Genomic DNA, 21,882 nt, shown 5'->3' with positions numbered 1-21,882 from the left:
TTTATTCATCAAAAATGTATGCAAATATACGGTAGTGTTACATATTATTAAATAAAAATTACCTTATTTTGCATTAAATTGAAACACTTGATAATGCAAACCATAAAAGCCAATACATATTCTGTTTATTTTAACGAAGAAGGGTATTCTTATCTTTCAGAATTACTTTTACCTACTAAATATTCTAAAATATTCGTTTTAGTTGATGAAAATACTAATACACATTGCTTACCAAATTTTTTAGCCAATTTAGCTACTGAAATCGAAATTGAAATTATCGAAATTGAAGTCGGTGAAGAGCAAAAAAATATTGAAACTTGTATGCAATTATGGCAAGCATTAACAGAATTAGGTGGTGATAGAAAAAGTATTTTAATTAATCTTGGTGGTGGAGTTGTTACTGATTTGGGTGGATTTGTAGCTTGTACATTTAAAAGAGGCATCGACTTTATTAATGTTCCAACAACACTTTTATCAATGGTTGACGCTTCAATTGGTGGAAAAAATGGTGTTGATTTAGGACAATTAAAAAACCAAATCGGAATTATTAGAGAACCAAAAGCAGTAATTGTAATTCCTTCGTTTTTAGAAACTTTGGCTCAATTAGAAATGCGATCTGGATTAGCAGAAATGTTGAAACATGGTCTAATTTATGATAAAAAGTATTGGAACAAATTCAAAAGTTTATCAGAATTAGATGGTGATGATTTATCCGCTTTAATTTATGAATCTATTGAAATAAAAAATAAAATTGTTTCAGAAGATTTAACTGAAAATGGAATTAGAAAAGCATTAAATTTTGGTCATACATTAGGACATGCTATTGAAAGCTATTTTCTTGAAAATGAATCCAAAACAAAGTTACTTCACGGTGAAGCTGTTGCTGTTGGTATGATCCTTGAAAGTCATATCTCAATGGAAAAAAATTTACTTTCAAGAGAAGATTATCATGAAATAAAATATGTTTTAAAAGATATATATGACACTATTTTATTTGATAAAAATGATATTGAAAAAATCATCGAATTACTAATTTACGACAAAAAAAATGAATTCGGAAAAATTCAATTTGCTTTATTAGAAGGTATTGGAACTGTAAAAATCGATCAGACAGCAGATAATGAATTGATTTACAAAGCTTTTGATGATTATAAAACTTCTTAAAAATTTAATATAATACCTAACAAAAAAATAAATTAATTTTTACCTTTGTGACAATGAAAGACAACAGTTACACATTTAACACAAAGAATAACGACAGAAGTGAAAGCAAGACAATTGACATACAATTGAACACGGCTTTGTTTTATGAATTAAACGTTGAATTATTTTTACTTTCAAAAACCTTTAAAGAAAAATTAGTAGTTATATTTGCTAATATTAGAGTTTGAATAATCTAAATTACTGATTTTCAAAACTTAATTACTATAAAAATATATCTTACACTAATGAATACAAAATATTTCGACTTAATTAATCAAACATTTTATTTTCCTCAGGAAGAATTCAAATTGAACAAAGACAATCTTGAATTTCATAATATTGATTTAATGAAGTTGGTTGAACAATATGGAACTCCTTTAAAATTTACCTACTTACCACAAATTTCTAATAACATCAACAAAGCAAAAGGTTGGTTTAGAAAAGCAATGGAAAAACATAAGTATGAAGGAAACTACCACTATTGCTATTGTACTAAAAGTTCTCATTTTCAGTTTATTATGAATGAAGCTTTTAAAAACAATATTCACATTGAAACTTCTTCTGCTATAGACATTAATATTGTGGAAAATCTTTTGGCTGAAGGAAAAATATCTAAAAAAACTTATGTTATATGCAACGGTTTTAAACGCGACGCATATGTAGACAACATAGCACGTTTGATCAATAACGGACAAAAAAATACGATTCCTGTAATTGATAATTATGAAGAATTAGATCTTTTACAAGAGCAAATTGACGGAAAATTCAAAATAGGAATTAGAATTGCTGCCGAAGAAGAACCAAAATTTGAATTCTACACTTCAAGATTAGGAATAGGATATAAAAACATTGTTCCATTTTACAGAAAACAAATTCAAGAAAATAAACAAGTAGAGCTGAAAATGCTTCATTTCTTTATAAATACTGGAATTCGTGATACAGCTTATTATTGGAACGAATTATTAAAATGTTTAAAAGTATACATTGCTCTTAAAAAAGAATGTCCTTCATTAGACAGTTTGAATATTGGTGGTGGTTTTCCTATCAAAAATTCATTAGCTTTTGAATATGATTACCAATATATGATAGATGAAATCATCAACCAAATTAAAATTGCTTGTGATGATGCTGAAGTTGATGTACCTAATATATTTACAGAGTTTGGATCTTTCACAGTTGGGGAAAGTGGTGGAGCCATCTATCAGGTTTTATACCAAAAGCAACAAAATGATAGAGAAAAGTGGAACATGATTGATAGTTCATTCATTACTACTTTACCAGATACTTGGGCAATCAACAAACGTTTCGTCATGTTAGCCATCAACCGTTGGAATGATACTTACGAAAGAGTTTTATTGGGTGGTTTAACTTGTGATAGCGATGATTATTATAATTCAGAACAAAATATGAATGCAGTTTACTTACCAAAATACAATAAAGAAAAACCATTATATATTGGCTTTTTTAACACTGGTGCTTATCAAGAGACTATTGGTGGTTTTGGAGGTTTACATCACTGTTTGATTCCGCAACCAAAACATATTTTAATTGATAAAGATGAAAATGGAATCATAGCTACAGAAATATTTTCAGAACAACAAAAAGCTGAAGATATTATGAAAATATTAGGATACGAAAAGAAAGAATAAAAAACAGTTTAGCAACTAAACAGTTAAACAATAAAAAACAAGAAGATGAAAGGACCAATTAGTCAATTTATAGAAAAAAACTATTTACATTTTAATGCTGCTGCTCTAGTTGATGCTGCAAAAGGATATGAAGAACATTTATTGGAGGACGGAAAAATGATGGTAACTTTAGCTGGTGCAATGAGTACTGCTGAAATGGGAAAATCATTAGCTGAAATGATTCGTCAAGATAAAATTCATATTATTTCTTGTACAGGTGCAAATTTGGAAGAAGATATCATGAATTTGGTAGCTCATAATTCGTACAAAAGAATCCCAAATTACAGAGATTTAACACCTCAAGAAGAATGGGATTTGTTAGAAAATCACTACAACCGTGTAACAGATACATGTATTCCAGAAGAAGAAGCTTTTAGAAGATTACAACAACATTTAATTGATATTTGGAAAAAAGCAGAAAACGAAGGAAAAAGATATTTTCCACATGAATTTATGTATCAAATGATTAATTCAGGTGTTTTAGAGCAATATTATGAAATTGATCCTAAAGATTCTTGGATGGTAGCTGCAGCAGAAAAAAACTTACCTATTGTTGTTCCTGGTTGGGAAGATAGTACAATGGGAAATATTTTTGCTTCTTACTGTATTAAAGGAGAGTTACAAGTTTCAACTACAAAAAGCGGAATTGAATACATGATGTGGTTAGCCGATTGGTATCCAAAAAATTCTGGTGGAAAAGGAATTGGTTTTTTCCAAATTGGTGGTGGAATTGCAGGTGATTTTCCAATTTGTGTTGTACCAATGCTTTATCAAGATATGGAAATGACTGATATTCCTTTCTGGAGCTATTTCTGTCAAATTTCTGATTCTACAACAAGTTATGGTTCTTATTCTGGAGCAGTACCTAATGAGAAAATTACTTGGGGAAAATTGGATATTAACACACCAAAGTTTATAGTTGAATCAGATGCAACCATAGTAGCACCGCTGATTTTTGCTTATATATTAGGAAATTAATTATTTTCATTTTTTTGAAAAAAAATCTTTGATAATATAAATTAGGATATTACATTTGAAAAATATTTAAGATTAAATACAACCCAATGAAACGAGTAATTGTTGATTACGCTAAATTAACAAACGAAATCCTTACCCTATTAGTAGAACGATTTCCAGATGGATATGATGATGCAGATATCATTAGATTCAAAAACGCTAAAAATGAAACGATTGAAGCTGTTGAAGTAAAAACAGAAGACACTATCTTTTTAGTAAAAGTAAGTACGAAGTTAGCAGACAGAATTGAAAACTTTGACGATGATGATGATGATGACTTAGATGTTGAAAATCCTACAGAAAATTTAGATTCTTTAAAAGAACTAGATATTGAAGACGACGATGACGATGATGATATAGAAAACACCGACACTTCAAATGATGAAGATGAAGATGAAGAATAAATTAAAAAGCCTCTTAATTGAGGCTTTTTTTATAAATATCTTTCTTTAATGATTTTAATGTGATGTAATTCGTGACCTAAAATTATAAATCCGATTGCTCTAACCGAAACATCTTTTCCTGAAGCATTTCCCATTAAAATTAATTTTTCTTCATCAAAACTATCAAACAAAGAATATGTAGCAAGTCTTACCGATTTATACTCTATAATAAGTTGGTCTAAAGAACGATTTGTCGCATTGGCTTCAATAGCATAATTATTTTCCTCAAAACCTGGTAAAGATGTTTTATCATTTCTGGAAATTCGCAAAGCTCTATATTGAAATATTCGTTCGCAATCTATAAGATGTAATAAAATATCCTTCACAGACCATTTCTCGGGTTGATAACGATAATCTAACTTATCAGATGGAACAGATTGAAAAAAAGCAACAGTCTCTTCCATATTAAGCAAAAAACTTTCTAATAAACTTAATGCTCTTGATAAACTAATATAAGTTTCAAAATAAGGAGCGAATTCGTTTTTATTTAATTCCATAAAATAGTAGATATAAAAAAAGCCTCAATTAAGAGGCTTTGTATTAGATTACATATCTTTAAAAATTGTATGCATTAATCGTTTTTTATCATTTATACTTTCTTCTAAAGAAATCATAGTTTCTGTTCTATAAACTCCTTCGATATCATCAATCATGAAAATTACTTCTTTTGCATGTTTAGTATCTTTTGCTCTAATTTTACAGAAGATATTAAATTTACCCGTAGTGATATGCGCTACAGTTACAAAAGGAATTTCACTAATTCTTTCTAAAACAAATTTAGTTTGTGAAGTATTGTGAAGAAACACACCTACATAAGCAATAAAAGAATAGCCTAATTTTTCGTAATCCAATGTCAAAGAAGAACCTTGAATGATTCCTGCATCTTCCATCTTTTTTACTCTTACGTGTACTGTTCCTGCAGAAATAAGCAATTTTTTAGCTATATCAGTGAATGGAACTCTAGTATTATCAATCAACATATCCAATATTTGGTGATCAACTTCGTCTAATCTAAACTTACTCATAGTTTTGTTTTATATTTTGTGCAAAAAAATTAAATATTTTTCAGTAAAAAAACAATCTTATTACTTTTTTAACAATCCATCGATGAAATTTTTGTTTTTTCCGATTAAAAAATCAGCTTTAACATCATTTTGCGGAAATTGGCAATGATTTGAAGAAAACTCTTCTCCTTTTAAATCATATTCAACATGTCCAAAGTATTCTGTTTCGTTATTTTCGGTAGTTACCAAATAAGGTTCAAAAGCAATTGTTCCGTTTTTTACGACTTCTTTATATTGTGCAGCAAAATTAATTATTTTTTGTATACCATTCTCATTTATTTTAACATTTTTATAAAGAATATCAAAAAAACTGACTTTATTATCAGGAATATTGAAATATTCTGCATTATTGTTATCAACTATAACGTTTTCGTGAATTATATCAAATGCGACTAAAAGTCCTATAAAAATATATTTACGAGTAATATCTCTTGCATAATCATTTGGGTGATGACCCGCTTCAAAAAGAATAGTAACTGCATTTTTAGAAGCAAAATAATCTCCAAAACAAGTATCACAATATGCATCATTATATCTTCCAATATGTCCAGGAATATAGGTTTGTAAGACATTATTCATCTTTCCAATAACATACATAGCTTTCGAACGTTGTTCATTTATATCTCTATTTAGGTTATAAGCTGGTGCCAAAAATGAAATTATAGCTGATTTATTGGTATCACCAACTCCATAAATTGTTCGCTGATCATGCATATTTAAGCAATAATCAGGTTGAAAATCATTAAAAATTTGCTTTAATATTTTACTTTCTGGTTGGGTACTTTCATTCACATCTCTGTTTAAATCAACTTTATTTATGTTCTCTCTAGTATGAACTTCTGCTCCATCTGGATTTGCTAATGGAACAATATATAAGGTATATTTTGATTGAATAAAGTCTGAATATTTTTTATCACTTAACAAAACTTCAAAAAAATCAATTATGGCTTTTGTACAAGTTGCTTCATCACCATGCATTTGTGACCACATATAAATTTTCGTTTTTCCATGACCAAATTGTACAGAATAAATTGGTTTTTCTAATACCGATTTTCCTTCAATTTTGACCTTAAAATCATCGTTTAATTTGCTTAAAATTGGCTTTATAGATTCGTTAGTGATATGTCTACCTTTTATTTCTTTGTTGGTATAAGTAGAAAAAATTTCCTCGTATTGCATAGTTTACATTTATGAATTACAAATGTAAACAACTTATTTTTTACAATTGTAAACAATGAAATTTACAAATTAATTTACTTCTGTAAACGCTATTTAAAACTGTTTAAAATGTTAATGTTTACAATATGAAACAAAATCACACAAAACATTAAATTAATTGATAACCAGTTTTTTAGTGTTGTTTAATTAAAGTATTTGTTAGCGCTTAAATTGTGGTTTACAAAAGTAAATTTGCTTTCTCAAAACTATTTATTTACATTTGTAACAAGTAATTCAATATGTACTATTTACAATGGTAAACATCGAAGATTTCATCAAAAGATTAGAATTAATTTTAGAATATTACAGTTTAACTGCTTCTTCTTTTGCAGATAAAATTAGTGTGCAGCGTTCAAGTATGTCGCATTTATTATCTGGAAGAAATAAACCAAGTTTAGATTTTATTATGAAGCTTGTAGAAGAATTTCCTGAAGTAAGTTTAGAATGGATTTTAAATGGAAAAGGTAGTTTTCCTAAAGATGACTTTGCACCTACTCCAACAATTATTTCACCCGAAAATAAAATTGTACAAGAACAAAAAGAAGATTTATTTTCCTCTCAACCTGAAAAACAAAATGAAACTTTTGAAGAAAAAAAAGTAACCCAAATTTCAAATTTTGAAAATCATTCTGAAAATGAAATTGAACGTGTAGTTATCTTTTTTAAAAATGGAACTTTTAAAAGTTATACTTCCTAAATTAAATAATTTAGAAAAAGAAAAAGTCTTCATTTTACAATGAAGACTTTTTCTTTTTCTTAGACATAATTAAATATTAATTCAAAATAGAGAAACCTAAAAAGGTTTAGTATTAAAAATTAGTATTCATAAAAATTTTTCCCATAAACATACTTTTTAGCGGTTAGATAAATTATATACGATATGGAATTTATTTTGGATTTAAATTTTTTAAAAAAAGTAAAAAATTTAATTGAAACTATTTTCAGCGACCTTACCTTTTACATTTTTAAAATAAGAATGAAGGATTTTTAAATCTTCTTTAATATTTCCTGTTGGATAAAATGGTTGATGATATACTACTTGTTTTTTACCATAATCAAACGCAACAGGAATAATTGGAACGTTTGCTTTTAGAGCCATATAATAAAACCCTGTTTTCCATTCTGCTACTTTTTTACGAGTTCCTTCTGGAGCAATTGCTAATCTAAAAACTACTTTGCTGTCAAATATTCTAACTATTGCATCGACTTTGTTTTCTTTAGCTTGACGATTTAAAGGTGTTCCACCAGTCCATTTAAAGAAACAGCCAAACGGAAACACAAACAATTCTTTTTTGGCCACGTAATTGATTTCCTTTTTAAGAATTCCTCTTGAAAAAATTCCCAAGAAAAAATCCCACCAACTTGTATGAGGAACTGCAATGATTATACATTTTTTAATATTGTCTTCAATATTGCCAATAACTTTCCAACCAAAAACTGTTGAAAAAATAAATTTGTATATGGTTTTTTTCATTTATTGTTTTTAAAAATATATTTTACCTTTACGCAAAACACAATACAAATATAATGCTTCAAAAACTTTTAAGTTACTTAATTCCTATAAATGTGCATCGACAAAATTCTGTTATCAACAAAGCGTTAGAAGTAACTTGGAATAATGGAAAGCTGGTTTTGGATTCAAAAAACACTAATTATTCGTATGGAAGTTTGCAAAGAGCTTTAAAAAAAGGCTTACGTTTTATAGGTTTTGAAAGAATTAGAAATTTTGAAAATACATTGGTTTTAGGAGTTGCTGGTGGAAGTGTTATTAAAACTTTAGTTGAAGAAATAAAATACAAAGGAAAAATTACTGGAGTTGAAATTGACAATCGTGTTTTAGAATTAGCCAATCAATATTTCAAATTGAATGAAATTGAGAATTTAACTTTAGTAAACGATGATGCTTTTGAATATGTTTTAAAAACCAAAGAAAAATATGATTTAATCATCATCGATATTTTTCAAGATACGGTGATGCCAAATTTCTTATTTGAAGACTTTTTTATCATTCGTGTAAATTCTTTATTACATGTAAATGGTTTTATTTTATTCAACACAATGGTTTTAACAGAAAAAGACAAAGAAAGAAATAGATTGTATCGTTCTAAATTTAAGGAACAATACTCTTTACGAATGTATCCAAAAATTGAAGAACATAATGAGTTGTTTACGATTAAGAAATTGAGTTGATCTTTTTTTAAGTTCTAACTTTATTTTTTTGAATTATTTAATATCCATAAAATAATTCCTAAAAATATGTATTTCAAATATTCAAAAATCGATGCATAAGAGTATAAAAAAACATTCTCACTTTGATTTATATTATAAATAATTAATTCTTCTTTATAAAATTTTTCTAAATAATTTGTTGAAACATACTGAAAAATAAGTCGTCCAAACATTATAACAAATATTGAACTAATTAAAATTAGATACAATTTTGAATAATTAATATTTTGTAATTTATTAAAATAATTTAATGAAATAAATAAAATAGTACAATAAAAAATTGTACTCATACTATTATAAATCCAAAATGAAATTTCAAAAGGAATTCCATTAAAAATTAACATTTTTTCAATTATTAAATAAATTAGATGTGTAAAGCACATTATTGAAATCCATAAAAAGATTCCTATCCCTATAGTATTAATGTTTAAAACTTTCTGATTCCCTATATTACTATTATTTATCATTATTAATATCTTTAATAAAATCTAAATCATCTTCCTAGCTCGTTCCAAATCTTCTTTCGTATCAATTCCAATTCCGATGTGATTGGTTTCAATCATTTTGATGCGTTTTCCGTATTCTAAATAGCGTAATTGTTCCAATTTTTCAGAAGCTTCTAACGAAAGCATTGGTAAACTGTAAAAATCCAACAAAGCTTGTTTTCTAAAAGCATAAATTCCGATGTGTTTCATGTAGCGAACTCCAACATTTTCTTCTCTTGGAAAAGGAATTACCGAACGCGAAAAATATAGAGCAAAACCATTTTGGTCTGTGATTACCTTAACGTTATTAGGGCTTTCAACATCTTGTTTATCAGTAATTTGACACATTACAGAAGCTAAATCTACTTTTTTATCAGCATCATTTTTAAATACTTCAATCAACGCTTTTAAAGGGTTTTCGTCAATAAAAGGCTCATCTCCTTGCACGTTTAATACAACATCAACATCCATATTTTGAACTGCTTCTGCAATTCTATCGCTGCCGCTTTCGTGTTCTTTTATAGACATAATGGCTTTTCCACCATTTGAAATAATCTCTTTAAATATCAAATCAGAATCCGTAACTACAAAAACATCGTCAAAAAGATTGGTGTTTTTTGCGGCTTCGTATGTTCTTAGAATTACAGTTTTTCCTCCTAAATCTTGCATCAATTTAGCTGGAAATCGTGTGGAAGCATATCTTGCTGGTATTACGGCTATTATTTTCATTTTTTAAGTTGCTTAGTAACTTAGTAACTTAGCAACTAAGTCACTTAGTTATTAAGTTATTAATAATATTTATAAATTTAGAATCTGTTTTTGGCTTCTAACTCTTACTAGAAGAAAAAACCTTCTTAAACATCTTAATTCCGACAAAAATAATCAGAAGTACTACAATAAAAGCTATAATTGGAGCAAAAATTGCTAAAATGGATACAAAAGAAGCTGTTGCGGTTTCAGTTGAAGAAACAATATTATTTCCCAAACCTCCAGTTGTGACCGTTGATGTGGCACGAGCAGCAGCAGTTGATGTTGTGATGGCAGCTGCAGTTCCTCCACCAGCAATTATGGCTAATCCCCAAGTTATCATTGGATCTAAATCTATTAAAGTAGAAGCCATAACCACAGAACCAGCAATTGTAGCTAAAGGTATCGAAATTGTATCCAATAAATTATCTATAAATGGTATATAGTAAGCTCCAATTTCTACTACGGTTGCAATTCCAAGACAAATAATAGCAGGCATTCCTCCTATCCAAGTAAAAGAATCTCCAACAGGAACAAAACCATAATGAGTAGCTAAACTCAACGCAAAAAGAGGTACAAATACTCTGAATCCTGCTGAAGCAGCTAATCCAAATCCAAGTAAAATGCTTATTATTGTTTCGGTCATTTTTTTTAAGGTTAAAAGTGATGTATGTTGTAAGTTGTCTAAAGGTAATTTACTTTGTCTTAATACTTAAATCTTAATACTTTTACAAAACAAAATTCTCATCTTTAAACCCTATTAAATATAATTTTTCTTTGGCTCTTGTCATAGCGGTGTAAAGCCATCTTATGTAATCTTTGTCTATTCCATTTGGCAAATAAGGTTGTTCTATAAAAACAGTATTCCATTGACCTCCTTGTGATTTGTGGCACGTTATTGCATAAGAAAACTTGACTTGTAAGGCATTAAAATATTCGTTATTCTTTACTTTTTGAAATTTTTTATACTTTGAAGTTTCATCTTCATAATCTAGGAGTACTTCTTGATATAATCGATTTGATTCCTCATAAGTTAATGATGGCGATTCACTTTTAATAGTATCCAATAACAAAATCGTATCAAACGGAATTTGATTTGGATAGTCGACCATTCTTATTTTTACTGTTGCAAATTTGAAACCATAAAGTTCTTTAATATTTCTAATTTCCAACACTTCAATAATATCACCGTTGGCAATAAACCCAGCTTCATCAGAATCTTTTAACCAAAAATAATTATTTTTTACAACCATCATATAATCACCAGAAGAAATTTCGCTTTCTTTTGATAAAATGCGACTCCTAATTTGCTCATTATATTGATTCGCTCGCTTATTAGAACGAACGATAAAAGCTGTTTCTTCTAAACCATAATTGCTAAAAGCCTCATGAATAGCATCTTGAATATCATAGCCATCTTGTAATCTGACAATGTCTTTAAATCCTTTTATATCAAACTTATAAGTATCAATAAAATGTGATTTTAAGATTTCACGTAGTTCTGTAGCATTAAATAATATACCAGAATCTTCTTCTTGTCGCATTACTTCATCTAACTCTATATGATGGACATTTTTATTATAATGTAACGACAGGGAATCGATATTCAAAGCTGGACTAACATCTAAATGAACAGGTGGTAATTGAGCTGTATCACCTACAAAAATTACTTTACAGTTTTTGCCCGAATCCACAAAAGACAATAAATCATCTAAAAGAGAGCCATTTTCATACAATTTAGATTCTTGATTGGTATCAGAAATCATAGAAGCTTCATCCACAATAAAAATCGTATTGGTGAATTTATTGGGTTGCAAAGTAAAATTAACTCCACCACCACTCGATTTCTTAGGAAAATATATTTTTTTATGAATGGTAAAAGCCGGTTTTTGAGAATAATTACTAATCACTTTTGCAGCTCTTCCTGTTGGTGCTAACAATAAATATTTTTGATTTGCGTTCTTAAGTTGATTGACTATGGTGGAAATTACGGTGGTTTTACCTGTTCCAGCATATCCTTTTAAAACAAAAAGTTCATTATTAGAAGTATTGATAACAAAATCAGCTACTTTTTGAAAAAAAATGTCCTGTTTTAGCGTAGGTTCAAACGGAAAATTATCGCGTAATAGTTTGTAAAACAGCTTTGAAGTCATTATTTTTTAATTTGGCTTTTATTATTTTTCAAATATACTGATGATTTTTTTAAGAAATTCTTTTGAGAAGAAAAAAAAATTGTAGATTTGCGTACCTATTAAACTAAAAAATTAAGAAATCAAATGTTAAAATTAGCCATCTTTTTAGTAGTACTTATTGTATTAATCTTTGTTCTTGTTAAGATTTTTGACAAAATTGCAACACCTAAAAACAGAATTTTCTTTTCAATCTTATTATGGATTATTACTGGAGTTTTTGGATATTTAATTTATAACTCTGTTATGGCGCCAATTCGTTTTGACGAAGAAAAAGAAGTGCGTTTTGAAACTGCTGTAGCAAAAATGCTTGATATTAAAAAGTCGCAAATGGCTTATAAATCAATTAAAGGTAATTATGCTCCAACATTTGATTCTTTAGTTAAATTCATTGAAACTGAAAAATTTGAAATCATTGAAAGAAAAGATACTTCAGTTCCAGATGTTGCAAGAAATGCTGCTTTTGGATTAACTAATGGTGAAGGTGGATATTTTAAAGATATTGTAATAACTAGAACTTTAGGATTTAAATCTGTTAAAGATTCATTGTTTAAAAACTCTGAAAGATACAAAAGAATGAATGTTGTTAAAATAAAAGATTTTGAAGTTCCTGTTGAAATGAAAACAAGTTCTATTGTCGTTAAAGAAAAAGCTTTCCCAACCCTACAAGTTCAAATTGATAAAAATGCAGTTTTAAAAGGAATGGACGAAGAATTATTGGAGCAAGAAAAGAAAAAGAAAGCTATTGACGAAATTAATGGTGATAAAATCGTTCTAGGATCATTAGAAGATGTTACTTTAACCGGAAATTGGCCAAAAAAATATGGTAGTAACGAGTAACGATATCACTCAACGAAATTATAAAAAGTTGTCCATTCAGGTTTCCTTGAGTGGACTTTCTTTTTGTGTCTTTGATACAATTACTAATAAAATATTGATTCACAATTCAGTTGCATTCCAAAAGAATGAAGTAATTGATGGTCAATTGTGGAATGCTTTTATCGATAATTCTATCTTGTCTAAAACTTATGATGAGATAATTATACTTCACGATAATAACCTCAATACTTTTGTGCCAAAATCTTTATTTGATAAGAATAATATAGCTAGTTATTTGCAATACAACGTCAAAGTTTTTGAAACCGATTTCTTTGCTATTGATGAAATAAACACTTACGAAATCAATAACGTTTATGTTCCTTTTGTGAACATCAATAACTTTTTATTAGATCAATTTGAGAGTTTTAATTATAAAAACACCAATACAATTTTAGTTCAAAAAGTGTTAGATAAATCAAAAAATGTGGATGAGAAGCAAGTTTTTGTTCATGTTCAAGAAAATCATTTTGAAATTGTAGTAGTCAAAAATCAACAATTATTATTGTTCAACTCATTTGAATATAATACAGCTGAAGACTTTATCTATTATATTTTATTTACTTTTGAGCAATTGCAATTGAATCCAGAATTAGTTTCAATGTCCTTACTTGGAAATATTTCCAAAGAAGATGCTTTTTATAAAATAGCATATAAATTCGTTCGAAATTGTAATTTATTAGACGTTATCAATCCATCTAAAATTCATGATGTAACAGAAGAAGAAATGTTACGTCACTTTATACTATTCAACTCGTGAGAATCATTTCAGGTAAATACAAAGGCAGAAGAATTCAAGCTCCAAAAAAATTGCCCGTTCGACCAACAACCGATATGGCAAAAGAAGCTTTGTTTAATGTCTTAAATAACAATTTTAATTTTTCTGGCTTACGTGTTTTAGAGTTGTTTGCTGGAACTGGAAATATAAGCTATGAATTTGCTTCTAGAGGAAGTGCTCCAATTACTTCAGTAGACGGAGATTTTGGCTGTGTTTCGTTCATCAAAAAAACAGCAACCGAATTTGATTTTGATATTACGGCTTTAAAATCAGATGTTTTTGCTTATTTAGAAAGAAGTAAAAATAGTTATGATATAATTTTTGCTGATCCACCTTATCACCTTACTCAAAATGACTTTGAAAAAATTGTAACGCTGATTTTCGATAATGAAATTTTGGATGAAGAAGGTATGTTGATAATTGAACATTCAAAAGATACTTCTTTAGAACACATGATTCATTTTTCTTTTGCCAAAAGATATGGAGGAACGGTATTTTCTTTCTTTGAATTTGAAGAAGAGGAAGAAGATGATTTTGTGGAAGAAAATGAAGACGATATTTAATTTATTCTTCAAAAATTAAACTATCAGCATCAGCTCCTAAATCTTTTAAATTCTTTACTACTTTCTCTACAAACTCAGAAGGTCCACAAACGTAAAAATGTTGGCTAAAGTCGACTATATTTTCAATTAAGAAGTTTCTATCAATTCTTCTACCTTGAAAACCAACAACTCCTTCTCTTGTAAAAACGGGTCTAAAGTCTTGTTTAAACATCCTTTGCAGTTCTTGGCCAGCAATTACATCTAAAGATGTTTTATTGACAAAAATTAATTTATTTCCGCGTAGTTTATTTTTCTTGTATAAATCTCTAAAAATGGCTAAAAAAGGTGTTATTCCAGTTCCAGCAGCTATAAATACTCCTGGTTTTTCATAATGAATAGCTCCAAAAACATCGTGAAGAATTAATTCATCTCCAGCATTAATTCCAGCTAACTTATTGGTAACACCATTATGGTCGTTATAAATTTTAATAATAAACTCTAAATTTTTAGCATCTTTTTGGTTCGTAAAAGTAAAAGGTCTTTTTTCAGTTTTCCATTCAGGTTCATTTACAGAAATATTTACTGCTTGGCCAGGTATAAAGTCATACCCTTCAGGTTTTTCAACTACAAAACGTTTTACATCATAATTTATAAATTGTGATTCTAAAACTTTAACAATTACTTTATTCATATAAGCTTTATTAATTAAAAAAGCAGACCTATAAGCCGGATTCTGTCTCCGATGAATCGGAGCCTTATCATTTATCTAGATCATAAATTACTTTATGACTCAAGCTGTCTACCCTTCAACAACGGACGAGTAATCCTTAAATGCTGATATACTTGACATTTCACCGCATAGAGTTTACCTGGTTTCACTACAGCATTACCTGTACATACTTTCTGTTGCACTTGTCCTTTTCCAATAAATTGGAACGATGGGTGTTACCCACTATGCTACTCTTTGGTGTCCGGACTTTCCTCCCTTCCAACGAATCGGAACGACGATAAGGTGGTCTGCAGTGCAAATGTAGGAATTTAAAAGTAAAAATGCATCGACTTACTTTAACATTTATTTATATGAAAACCATTATGAATTCATTATTTTAGAGGAAATAAAAACTGCTAAACAAAATACAAAATGAAAAAAACGTATCACTATGCAACCGTAATTGAAGCCTTAAAAATTTTAAAAGAAAAAGGGTATGAATATGATTATAATTTGAATGAACAAGAAATCATTGACAATCAAAATGATTTAGTAATTGATGAAATATTTAGATATGAAGGAGCAACAAATCCTGATGATGAATCTATGGTTTATGGAATTAATTCAAAATCAGGAAAAAAAGGGGTTTATGTTACAGGGTTTGCAGCAAATTCGATAAGTGAAGCTGCAAGAATTCTAATAGATATAACTATAAAAGATAATTTAAAATAGTCATTCATTTTATCTTTCATGATTTTGATATTTGAAGGAATTACTACTATATTTGTATTCAAGTAAAACCTATGGAACAATTTATAGTATCGGCTCGAAAATATCGTCCGCAAACATTTAAAGATGTTGTGGGACAAAAAGCTATTACTAATACTTTACTGAATGCAATTGAGCATAATCATTTAGCTCAAGCTTTACTTTTTACAGGGCCAAGAGGTGTTGGTAAAACAACTTGTGCCAGAATTTTAGCTCGAAAAATTAATCAAGAAGGATATGATGATCCAAATGAAGATTTTTCGTTTAATGTATTTGAATTAGATGCTGCTTCTAACAACAGTGTTGATGATATTCGAAATATTATTGACCAAGTTAGAATACCACCACAAACTGGAAAATATAAAGTATATATAGTTGACGAGGTCCACATGCTTTCTTCTGCTGCTTTTAATGCATTTTTGAAAACATTAGAAGAACCTCCAAAACATGCCATTTTTATTTTAGCAACTACAGAAAAACACAAAATCTTACCAACTATTTTATCACGTTGTCAAATTTTTGACTTCAAACGCATTACCATTAATGATGCAAAAGAACATTTAAAAGAAATTGCTACCGAACAAGGTGTGACTTTTGAAGATGATGCTTTACACATTATAGCTCAAAAAGCTGATGGTGCTATGAGAGATGCTTTATCTATTTTTGATAGAGTTGTTTCATATTGTGGGAATAATTTAACAAGACAAGCTGTTTACGAAAACTTAAACGTACTTGATTTTGAATACTACATTCGTGTAACAGATTTTATACTTGAAAATAAAATTCCAGAGTTACTTTTAGCTTTTGATGATATTTTAGCCAAAGGTTTTGATGGTCATCATTTTATTGCTGGATTAGCTTCTCATTTTAGAGATTTATTGGTTTGCCAAACTCCTTCTACTCTAACTTTATTAGATTCTGGTGAACAAGCCAAAGCCTTGTATAGTGCTCAAGCTCAAAAAGCTTCACAAGATTTTCTTTTAAAAGGAATTGATTTAGCCAACACAGCTGATTTAAATTATAAAATCAGTCAAAATCAACGTTTACTGGTAGAATTATGTTTGATGCAGTTAGCCTCTATCACTTTTGATGGAGAAAAAAAAAAGTCTAATGCATTTATAATTCCAGCTACTTATTTTAGAAACAACAGCTACTCAATTACTGAAGTTAAGCCTGTTGAAAATGCTAAGCCTACAGTTGTAAGTGAGCAGGTTTTAGAAGATATAAAAAAGGATGCAGAAAGCAGTGAAGAGATTGAGGTAAAACAACCTGAAAAAATTGAAACTACTGTTGCTACAACAATAAATAACCAACAAACTACGTTAAATAATCAGCCTAAAGTTTCTGCTTTATCATTAGCTGGTTTGCGTGCAAAAAAAGAATTAGAAGCCAAGCAAAGTCAGCATTTAAAACATTTGGGAGAATTACCTTCTGAAAAATTTACTGAAACAGACATGCTTTTGCAATGGAATAAATTTGCCCAACGAATGCAAGATTCTGGTAAAATGTTGATGTCTACTTATATGTTGATGAATGAACCAATCCTAGACGGAACAGTTATTACCTTAGAACTACCTAATGAAAGCACCAAAGAAGAATTTTTATCGGGTTGTGTAGAATTATTAGGATATTTACGTGGAAAATTACACAATCACGATATTGTTATAGATGTTAAAGTCAATGAAACTGTAGAAAAGAAATATGCTTTTACACCAGATGACAAGTATGAACGTTTAAGAAAAATAAATCCTGCGATAGACTTATTGAGAAAAACTTTTGATTTGGATATTTAAAAAAAATATTACCTTTAAATTTATGGAAATTTACCAATTAACTTATAAATCTAAGTCTATAAATGAAATGGACCAAGTTTCCTTGGATTTAATATTAAGTGAAGCAACTACAAGTAATTCTAAATTAGCTGTAACAGGGTGTTTAATTTATTTTAAAGGTTCTTTTATACAAATATTAGAAGGTTCCAAAGTAAATGTTTTATCTACTTATGATAAAATTATTAATGATAACAGACATCATTTTATAGATTTATTATGGGAAAATGAATCGGAAAAAAGATTTTTTGAAAAATGGGACATGGGTTTCTTTTCACCCGAAAGTGACAACGAAATATTATTTGTAAATAATTACAAATTACTATCTCGTTTTGCAGATAAATCTAGAGGTGCTACTTTGAGTTTTTGGGCTTCAGTTGAGAAAATTTTGGACGAAAAAAGTTGTTAATTATTTAGAAAAAATTAAATCCTTCCAAAATACATCGCTTTCACAATTCCATCTGAAAGTCCTATTTTTGGTACATAAATTTGTCTCGCACCACTCCATTTCATGGCATTTAAATATATTCTCGTTGCCGGAATAATAACGTCAGCTCTATCTGGATTCAATCCCATTTCAGAAATTCTTTCTTCATAAGTCATTGCGTTAAGTTTTTGATACTGAGAGTTCAAATAGACATAAGACAAAGGAGTGTCTTGATGTTTTTCAGATAACTTGAACAACTTGTTGATGTTTCCACCAGAACCAATTAATGTAATATTTTCATATTCTGCTGTATTCGTCTTTATCCATTTTTCAATTTCAGTCCAAACAATATCATTTACCATATTGTTTAATAGACGTACTGTTCCGTTTTTAAATGATTTTGAAGCGACAATTTTTCCTTCACTAAAAAGTGAAAACTCTGTACTTCCTCCACCAACATCAACGTATAAATATGTTCTGTCTGAATTGATAAATTGCTTTAAGTCTGATGCCGCAATAATAGCTGCTTCCATCTTTCCATCTATAACATCAATTTTAATATCCGCTTTTTTCTTTATTAATTCAACAATATCTTTTCCATTATAAGCTTCTCTCATTGCTGAAGTTGCACACGCTTTATATTTTTCAATTTTATGCACTTTCATCAACAATTTAAATGCTTTCATAGCATCTAACATTCTATCAATATTTTCTTGGGAAATTTCTCCAACTGTAAAAGCATCTTGCCCTAAACGAATAGGTACACGTACTAATGAACTTTTATTAAACTGTGTTGGTTTATCTTTTTGTTCTACAATATTAGTTACCAACAAACGCATTGCATTGGAGCCTATATCTATTGCAGCATATTTCTTAAGATTAATCATCTAAATTTGGGCTTTTATATTTTTTTAGGTTTAAATTATATATTTTCAAAAACGACATTAATTTTATTTCTGTAATAATTATACATTTCTAATTGAGCTCTAAATGGTTTTTCACCATTTATTTTTCTGTATTTATTTTCAAGCGAATGATTATGAATTCTGGCTTTTACATTAGCTCGCCAAGAAATTTCAAAACAATCCATTAATTCGTCTTTTATATCTTTATCATAAATAGGACAAGTAACTTCTACTCTACTATCTAAATTTCTAGTCATAAAATCTGCTGAAGAAATAAATACTTCTGGATCACCATCATTTCTGAATATGTATATTCTGGAATGTTCTAAGTAATTATCAACTATACTAATAGCTTCAATATTTTCACTCATGCCTATGACCCCAGGAATTAAACAACAAATACCTCTTATGATTAATTTAATCTTTACACCTGCTCTACTGGCTTCATAAAGTTTATCAATCATTTTAGTATCGGTTAAGCTATTCATTTTTAACTTAATAGTTGCTTTTTTACCGGCATTTGCATTTGTTATTTCTCTATCAATCAACTTATTGAAACGAGATCGTGTGTAATGAGGCGAAACAATTAAGTGTTTATAACGATGAATGCGATAATTGACATCAAAAAAGTCAAAAATTTTATTAGCATCTTTAAGTATTTTTTGGTTGTAGGTAAAAAGGGTCACATCTGTATAAAAACGAGCCGTAACTTCATTAAAATTACCTGTTGAAATAAACCCATACATTTTTATTTTTTCACTTTCTTGACGCTCAATAACACAAATTTTACTGTGTACTTTTAATCCTTTGACTCCAAAAATCAACTGAATTCCTTCAGTTTGCATTTGTTCGGAATATGAAATATTGCTGGCTTCATCAAAACGAGCTTGTAGTTCAATTTGAACAATTACTTTTTTACCATTTCTGGCTGCATTAATAAGCGAACTGACAATTTGAGAGTTTTTAGCTAAACGGTATAGTGTTATTTTTATAGAAATAACTTTTGGATCAAGAGCTGCTTCTCTTAAAAATCGGATTAAATAAGAAAATGATTGATATGGTGCATTAAGCAAATAATCTTTCTGTTTAATTTTAGTTAGAATACTTCCTTCTAAGTCTAATCCTGGAATCGGTAAAGCGTAATTTTGTTTGTAAAGCAAATCATATCTCCCTAAGTTAGGAAAATCCATATAATCTCTACGATTGTGGTACCTTCCACCAGGAATCACGCTGTCTGAACTATCAATTTTCATTCGTTTTAACAAAAACTCTAAAGTGTCTTTAGCAATATCTTGATCGTACACAAAACGAACAGGTTCTCCAACTCTTCTTTCCTTAACAGAATCTGAAATTTTTTCCAATAAACTTTTAGATAAATCGCTGTCAAACTCTAACTGTGCATCACGAGTAATTTTAATCATATGAGCTGAAATTGACTCATAATCAAAAACATTAAAAATACTATGTAAGTTGTACCTTATTACATCATCTAACAAAATTATGTATTGTTTTTCATTATTAGAAGGTAAAACGACAAATCGATTAACTGTTTTTGGCATTTCTACAATTGCATACTTAACATCTTGTTTTGGTAAAAAAGTATCAAAAAAAGTTTCTTTTGTAGGCTTCATAATCAATTTAACGGCTAAATAACCTGAAGTATCTCTCAATAAAGGAAATTCTTCTAAATTATTTAACATAATTGTTACAACTGCTGGACTCACCTTTTGAATAAAGAAATCTTTGATAAAGTTTTCTTGGTCTTTATTGATTTCTTTTTCATTGATAATGAATATGTTTTCTTTCTCTAACTTTGCCTCAATATCACTTAAAATTCTTAAACTTTCTGACTGTTGTTCAATAACAATATCAGTAATGTCTTTTAAAAGCTTTTCAGCTGAAATTCCTCCTAAAATTTTTTCCGTATTTTCTTGTTCAATATTCATTCTACGAATCGCAGCATATCGAACTCTAAAAAATTCATCTAAATTATTAGAAAAAATTCCTAAAAAACGTAATCTATCTAAAAGCGGAACAGTTTCATCTGCCGCTTCTTGAAGGACACGTGCATTGAATGTTAACCAGCTTTTTTCTCTATCTATATAAATATTTTGAACTTGGTCTTCTATCATTATTTTAAATCTCTAGGGAAAATTGTCTTTATAATAACTCCTTTTTTAGGAGAAAAAGTATTTAATTCATCAAATTTAAGCATTACTACACCACATGTAGGTACATTTTCAATATAATAATTACCAAATTTATTAACAAAATCTGTAATTGCATTGTTATGTCCAAAAATAATTAGATTTCCTTTAGAATTATTTTTAATTATTTTTTCTAACTGAATAGAATCAAAAGTATAAAGGTTATTTGTAAAAATAACATCTTCTACATTAATATTATTCAAAGAACAGAAAATTTTTGCAGTTTGCCTTGTTCGTTTTGAAGAACTAGCTAAAATATCATATGGTTCAGCAAGAAAAAAATGATTTGGATTAAAAACTAATTGGGCATCATTTATTCCTCTAGTAGATAAAGGTCTATCGTGATCCATTAAATCATATTCCCAAGAGGATTTAGCATGTCTAATCAGTATAAGTTTCATTTATTTTTATATCAGAAAAGGAATTATTAACAAATTTAACCTTCAAAAAAAATGTTAATTAAAAAATATCAATTTTTTAAAATAAACAACAAAATTACATTTAAAAAGCATCAAAAAAATAATTTATATGAATATAGTTTACATATTTAACAAAAAT

Annotated in this window: 24 protein-coding genes and 1 other RNA gene; 13 read left to right on the top strand and 12 right to left on the bottom strand. The window is 28.5% G+C overall.

Features of this window, described 5'->3' with window-relative positions; genetic code table 11:
• Positions 1-93: 93 nt before the first annotated feature.
• From aroB to AABJ49_RS10455, 5 genes are all read left to right on the top strand, one after another.
• Positions 94-1,164 (top strand): 3-dehydroquinate synthase, encoded by a 1,071-nt coding sequence (gene aroB / locus AABJ49_RS10475; protein ID WP_338378224.1) that lies wholly within the window; start codon positions 94-96, stop codon positions 1,162-1,164.
• A gap of 53 nt (positions 1,165-1,217) precedes the next feature.
• Positions 1,218-1,391: a hypothetical protein gene (locus AABJ49_RS10470; RefSeq protein WP_338378223.1), complete on the top strand. Its 174-nt coding sequence runs from the start codon at positions 1,218-1,220 to the stop codon at positions 1,389-1,391.
• 57 nt (positions 1,392-1,448) lie between these two features.
• Positions 1,449-2,852 (top strand): arginine decarboxylase, encoded by a 1,404-nt coding sequence (locus AABJ49_RS10465; RefSeq protein WP_338378222.1) that lies wholly within the window; start codon positions 1,449-1,451, stop codon positions 2,850-2,852.
• A gap of 45 nt (positions 2,853-2,897) precedes the next feature.
• On the top strand, positions 2,898-3,869 hold the full coding sequence (locus AABJ49_RS10460) for a deoxyhypusine synthase family protein (protein WP_338378221.1): 972 nt from the start codon (positions 2,898-2,900) through the stop codon (positions 3,867-3,869).
• Between the two features lie 86 nt (positions 3,870-3,955).
• Entirely contained in the window at positions 3,956-4,312 is a 357-nt protein-coding gene (locus AABJ49_RS10455) for a DNA primase (protein WP_338378220.1), read from the top strand.
• A 29-nt stretch (positions 4,313-4,341) separates the two neighbouring features.
• On the opposite strand, the gene AABJ49_RS10450 is transcribed toward AABJ49_RS10455, so the two are convergent.
• From AABJ49_RS10450 to AABJ49_RS10440, 3 genes are read right to left on the bottom strand one after another with little or no spacing between them, the layout of a single operon-like run.
• Complete coding sequence (locus AABJ49_RS10450) at positions 4,342-4,848, bottom strand: DinB family protein (RefSeq protein ID WP_338378219.1); 507 nt, start codon at positions 4,846-4,848, stop codon at positions 4,342-4,344.
• Between the two features lie 48 nt (positions 4,849-4,896).
• On the bottom strand, positions 4,897-5,376 hold the full coding sequence (locus AABJ49_RS10445) for a winged helix-turn-helix transcriptional regulator (RefSeq protein WP_338378218.1): 480 nt from the start codon (positions 5,374-5,376) through the stop codon (positions 4,897-4,899).
• A 60-nt stretch (positions 5,377-5,436) separates the two neighbouring features.
• Positions 5,437-6,594 (bottom strand): M14 family zinc carboxypeptidase, encoded by a 1,158-nt coding sequence (locus AABJ49_RS10440; protein ID WP_338378217.1) that lies wholly within the window; start codon positions 6,592-6,594, stop codon positions 5,437-5,439.
• Positions 6,595-6,886: 292 nt separating this feature from the next.
• Here AABJ49_RS10440 and AABJ49_RS10435 point away from each other — a divergent pair, with 292 nt between their 5' ends.
• Complete coding sequence (locus AABJ49_RS10435) at positions 6,887-7,330, top strand: helix-turn-helix transcriptional regulator (protein WP_338378216.1); 444 nt, start codon at positions 6,887-6,889, stop codon at positions 7,328-7,330.
• A 228-nt stretch (positions 7,331-7,558) separates the two neighbouring features.
• Here the strand turns inward: AABJ49_RS10435 and AABJ49_RS10430 are convergent, their stop codons facing one another.
• Positions 7,559-8,107: a 1-acyl-sn-glycerol-3-phosphate acyltransferase gene (locus AABJ49_RS10430; RefSeq protein WP_338378215.1), complete on the bottom strand. Its 549-nt coding sequence runs from the start codon at positions 8,105-8,107 to the stop codon at positions 7,559-7,561.
• Between the two features lie 53 nt (positions 8,108-8,160).
• Here AABJ49_RS10430 and AABJ49_RS10425 point away from each other — a divergent pair, with 53 nt between their 5' ends.
• Positions 8,161-8,823: a fused MFS/spermidine synthase gene (locus tag AABJ49_RS10425; protein ID WP_338378214.1), complete on the top strand. Its 663-nt coding sequence runs from the start codon at positions 8,161-8,163 to the stop codon at positions 8,821-8,823.
• A gap of 527 nt (positions 8,824-9,350) precedes the next feature.
• Here the strand turns inward: AABJ49_RS10425 and kdsB are convergent.
• The 3 genes from kdsB to AABJ49_RS10410 form a co-directional block, all read right to left on the bottom strand.
• On the bottom strand, positions 9,351-10,076 hold the full coding sequence (gene kdsB / locus AABJ49_RS10420; RefSeq protein ID WP_338378213.1) for a 3-deoxy-manno-octulosonate cytidylyltransferase: 726 nt from the start codon (positions 10,074-10,076) through the stop codon (positions 9,351-9,353).
• A 97-nt stretch (positions 10,077-10,173) separates the two neighbouring features.
• Entirely contained in the window at positions 10,174-10,740 is a 567-nt protein-coding gene (locus AABJ49_RS10415) for a DUF4126 domain-containing protein (RefSeq protein ID WP_338378212.1), read from the bottom strand.
• 82 nt (positions 10,741-10,822) lie between these two features.
• Positions 10,823-12,247 (bottom strand): AAA family ATPase, encoded by a 1,425-nt coding sequence (locus AABJ49_RS10410; protein ID WP_338378211.1) that lies wholly within the window; start codon positions 12,245-12,247, stop codon positions 10,823-10,825.
• 123 nt (positions 12,248-12,370) lie between these two features.
• On the opposite strand from AABJ49_RS10410, the gene AABJ49_RS10405 reads away from it, so the two are divergent.
• The 3 genes from AABJ49_RS10405 to AABJ49_RS10395 are packed head-to-tail and all read left to right on the top strand — an operon-like array spanning position 12,371 to position 14,500.
• A complete protein-coding gene (locus tag AABJ49_RS10405) occupies positions 12,371-13,123 on the top strand; it encodes a hypothetical protein (RefSeq protein ID WP_338378210.1) in 753 nt (250 codons plus the stop codon).
• Positions 13,107-13,919 (top strand): DUF3822 family protein, encoded by an 813-nt coding sequence (locus AABJ49_RS10400; protein ID WP_338378209.1) that lies wholly within the window; start codon positions 13,107-13,109, stop codon positions 13,917-13,919. Before AABJ49_RS10405 ends, AABJ49_RS10400 begins: the two co-directional genes overlap by 17 nt.
• A complete protein-coding gene (locus AABJ49_RS10395) occupies positions 13,916-14,500 on the top strand; it encodes an RsmD family RNA methyltransferase (RefSeq protein ID WP_338378208.1) in 585 nt (194 codons plus the stop codon). Before AABJ49_RS10400 ends, AABJ49_RS10395 begins: the two co-directional genes overlap by 4 nt.
• 1 nt (position 14,501) lies before the next feature.
• Here AABJ49_RS10395 and AABJ49_RS10390 read toward each other — a convergent pair whose 3' ends face one another.
• A complete protein-coding gene (locus tag AABJ49_RS10390; RefSeq protein ID WP_338378207.1) occupies positions 14,502-15,170 on the bottom strand; it encodes an FAD-binding oxidoreductase in 669 nt (222 codons plus the stop codon).
• A 15-nt stretch (positions 15,171-15,185) separates the two neighbouring features.
• An RNA gene (rnpB, locus tag AABJ49_RS10385) (RNase P RNA component class A) lies at positions 15,186-15,503 on the bottom strand.
• Between the two features lie 117 nt (positions 15,504-15,620).
• On the opposite strand from rnpB, the gene AABJ49_RS10380 reads away from it, so the two are divergent.
• The 3 genes from AABJ49_RS10380 to AABJ49_RS10370 all read left to right on the top strand — a co-directional run bounded on the left by AABJ49_RS10380 (position 15,621) and on the right by AABJ49_RS10370 (position 18,194).
• On the top strand, positions 15,621-15,920 hold the full coding sequence (locus AABJ49_RS10380) for a hypothetical protein (RefSeq protein WP_338378206.1): 300 nt from the start codon (positions 15,621-15,623) through the stop codon (positions 15,918-15,920).
• A gap of 71 nt (positions 15,921-15,991) precedes the next feature.
• A complete protein-coding gene (locus tag AABJ49_RS10375) occupies positions 15,992-17,749 on the top strand; it encodes a DNA polymerase III subunit gamma/tau (protein WP_338378205.1) in 1,758 nt (585 codons plus the stop codon).
• Between the two features lie 22 nt (positions 17,750-17,771).
• Positions 17,772-18,194 (top strand): BLUF domain-containing protein, encoded by a 423-nt coding sequence (locus AABJ49_RS10370; RefSeq protein WP_338378204.1) that lies wholly within the window; start codon positions 17,772-17,774, stop codon positions 18,192-18,194.
• 14 nt (positions 18,195-18,208) lie between these two features.
• Here AABJ49_RS10370 and AABJ49_RS10365 read toward each other — a convergent pair whose 3' ends face one another.
• From AABJ49_RS10365 to AABJ49_RS10355, 3 genes are read right to left on the bottom strand one after another with little or no spacing between them, the layout of a single operon-like run.
• Entirely contained in the window at positions 18,209-19,099 is an 891-nt protein-coding gene (locus AABJ49_RS10365; RefSeq protein WP_338378203.1) for an exopolyphosphatase, read from the bottom strand.
• 35 nt (positions 19,100-19,134) lie between these two features.
• A complete protein-coding gene (gene ppk1, locus AABJ49_RS10360; RefSeq protein ID WP_338378202.1) occupies positions 19,135-21,249 on the bottom strand; it encodes a polyphosphate kinase 1 in 2,115 nt (704 codons plus the stop codon).
• Positions 21,249-21,725: a phosphoglycerate mutase family protein gene (locus tag AABJ49_RS10355; RefSeq protein ID WP_338378201.1), complete on the bottom strand. Its 477-nt coding sequence runs from the start codon at positions 21,723-21,725 to the stop codon at positions 21,249-21,251. The genes ppk1 and AABJ49_RS10355 overlap by 1 nt, the downstream gene beginning before the upstream one ends.
• Positions 21,726-21,882 lie beyond the last annotated feature (157 nt).

Origin of the sequence: uncultured Flavobacterium sp., assembly GCF_963922255.1 — a bacterium.
GTDB lineage: Bacteria > Bacteroidota > Bacteroidia > Flavobacteriales > Flavobacteriaceae > Flavobacterium.
Note: the sequence above shows the minus strand (reverse complement) of the source record. Positions and strands in the feature narration are given on the sequence as shown.

Bases quoted from the DNA above. Each gene is read 5' to 3' on its own strand.
- aroB (WP_338378224.1), top strand. From the start codon at position 94: ATGCAAACCATAAAAGCCAATACATATTCTGTTTATTTTAACGAAGAA.
- AABJ49_RS10470 (WP_338378223.1), top strand. From the start codon at position 1,218: ATGAAAGACAACAGTTACACATTTAACACAAAGAATAACGACAGAAGT.
- AABJ49_RS10465 (WP_338378222.1), top strand. From the start codon at position 1,449: ATGAATACAAAATATTTCGACTTAATTAATCAAACATTTTATTTTCCT.
- AABJ49_RS10460 (WP_338378221.1), top strand. From the start codon at position 2,898: ATGAAAGGACCAATTAGTCAATTTATAGAAAAAAACTATTTACATTTT.
- AABJ49_RS10455 (WP_338378220.1), top strand. From the start codon at position 3,956: ATGAAACGAGTAATTGTTGATTACGCTAAATTAACAAACGAAATCCTT.
- AABJ49_RS10450 (WP_338378219.1), bottom strand. From the start codon at position 4,848: ATGGAATTAAATAAAAACGAATTCGCTCCTTATTTTGAAACTTATATT.
- AABJ49_RS10445 (WP_338378218.1), bottom strand. From the start codon at position 5,376: ATGAGTAAGTTTAGATTAGACGAAGTTGATCACCAAATATTGGATATG.
- AABJ49_RS10440 (WP_338378217.1), bottom strand. From the start codon at position 6,594: ATGCAATACGAGGAAATTTTTTCTACTTATACCAACAAAGAAATAAAA.
- AABJ49_RS10435 (WP_338378216.1), top strand. From the start codon at position 6,887: ATGGTAAACATCGAAGATTTCATCAAAAGATTAGAATTAATTTTAGAA.
- AABJ49_RS10430 (WP_338378215.1), bottom strand. From the start codon at position 8,107: ATGAAAAAAACCATATACAAATTTATTTTTTCAACAGTTTTTGGTTGG.
- AABJ49_RS10425 (WP_338378214.1), top strand. From the start codon at position 8,161: ATGCTTCAAAAACTTTTAAGTTACTTAATTCCTATAAATGTGCATCGA.
- kdsB (WP_338378213.1), bottom strand. From the start codon at position 10,076: ATGAAAATAATAGCCGTAATACCAGCAAGATATGCTTCCACACGATTT.
- AABJ49_RS10415 (WP_338378212.1), bottom strand. From the start codon at position 10,740: ATGACCGAAACAATAATAAGCATTTTACTTGGATTTGGATTAGCTGCT.
- AABJ49_RS10410 (WP_338378211.1), bottom strand. From the start codon at position 12,247: ATGACTTCAAAGCTGTTTTACAAACTATTACGCGATAATTTTCCGTTT.
- AABJ49_RS10405 (WP_338378210.1), top strand. From the start codon at position 12,371: ATGTTAAAATTAGCCATCTTTTTAGTAGTACTTATTGTATTAATCTTT.
- AABJ49_RS10400 (WP_338378209.1), top strand. From the start codon at position 13,107: ATGGTAGTAACGAGTAACGATATCACTCAACGAAATTATAAAAAGTTG.
- AABJ49_RS10390 (WP_338378207.1), bottom strand. From the start codon at position 15,170: ATGAATAAAGTAATTGTTAAAGTTTTAGAATCACAATTTATAAATTAT.
- AABJ49_RS10380 (WP_338378206.1), top strand. From the start codon at position 15,621: ATGAAAAAAACGTATCACTATGCAACCGTAATTGAAGCCTTAAAAATT.
- AABJ49_RS10375 (WP_338378205.1), top strand. From the start codon at position 15,992: ATGGAACAATTTATAGTATCGGCTCGAAAATATCGTCCGCAAACATTT.
- AABJ49_RS10370 (WP_338378204.1), top strand. From the start codon at position 17,772: ATGGAAATTTACCAATTAACTTATAAATCTAAGTCTATAAATGAAATG.
- AABJ49_RS10365 (WP_338378203.1), bottom strand. From the start codon at position 19,099: ATGATTAATCTTAAGAAATATGCTGCAATAGATATAGGCTCCAATGCA.
- ppk1 (WP_338378202.1), bottom strand. From the start codon at position 21,249: ATGATAGAAGACCAAGTTCAAAATATTTATATAGATAGAGAAAAAAGC.
- AABJ49_RS10355 (WP_338378201.1), bottom strand. From the start codon at position 21,725: ATGAAACTTATACTGATTAGACATGCTAAATCCTCTTGGGAATATGAT.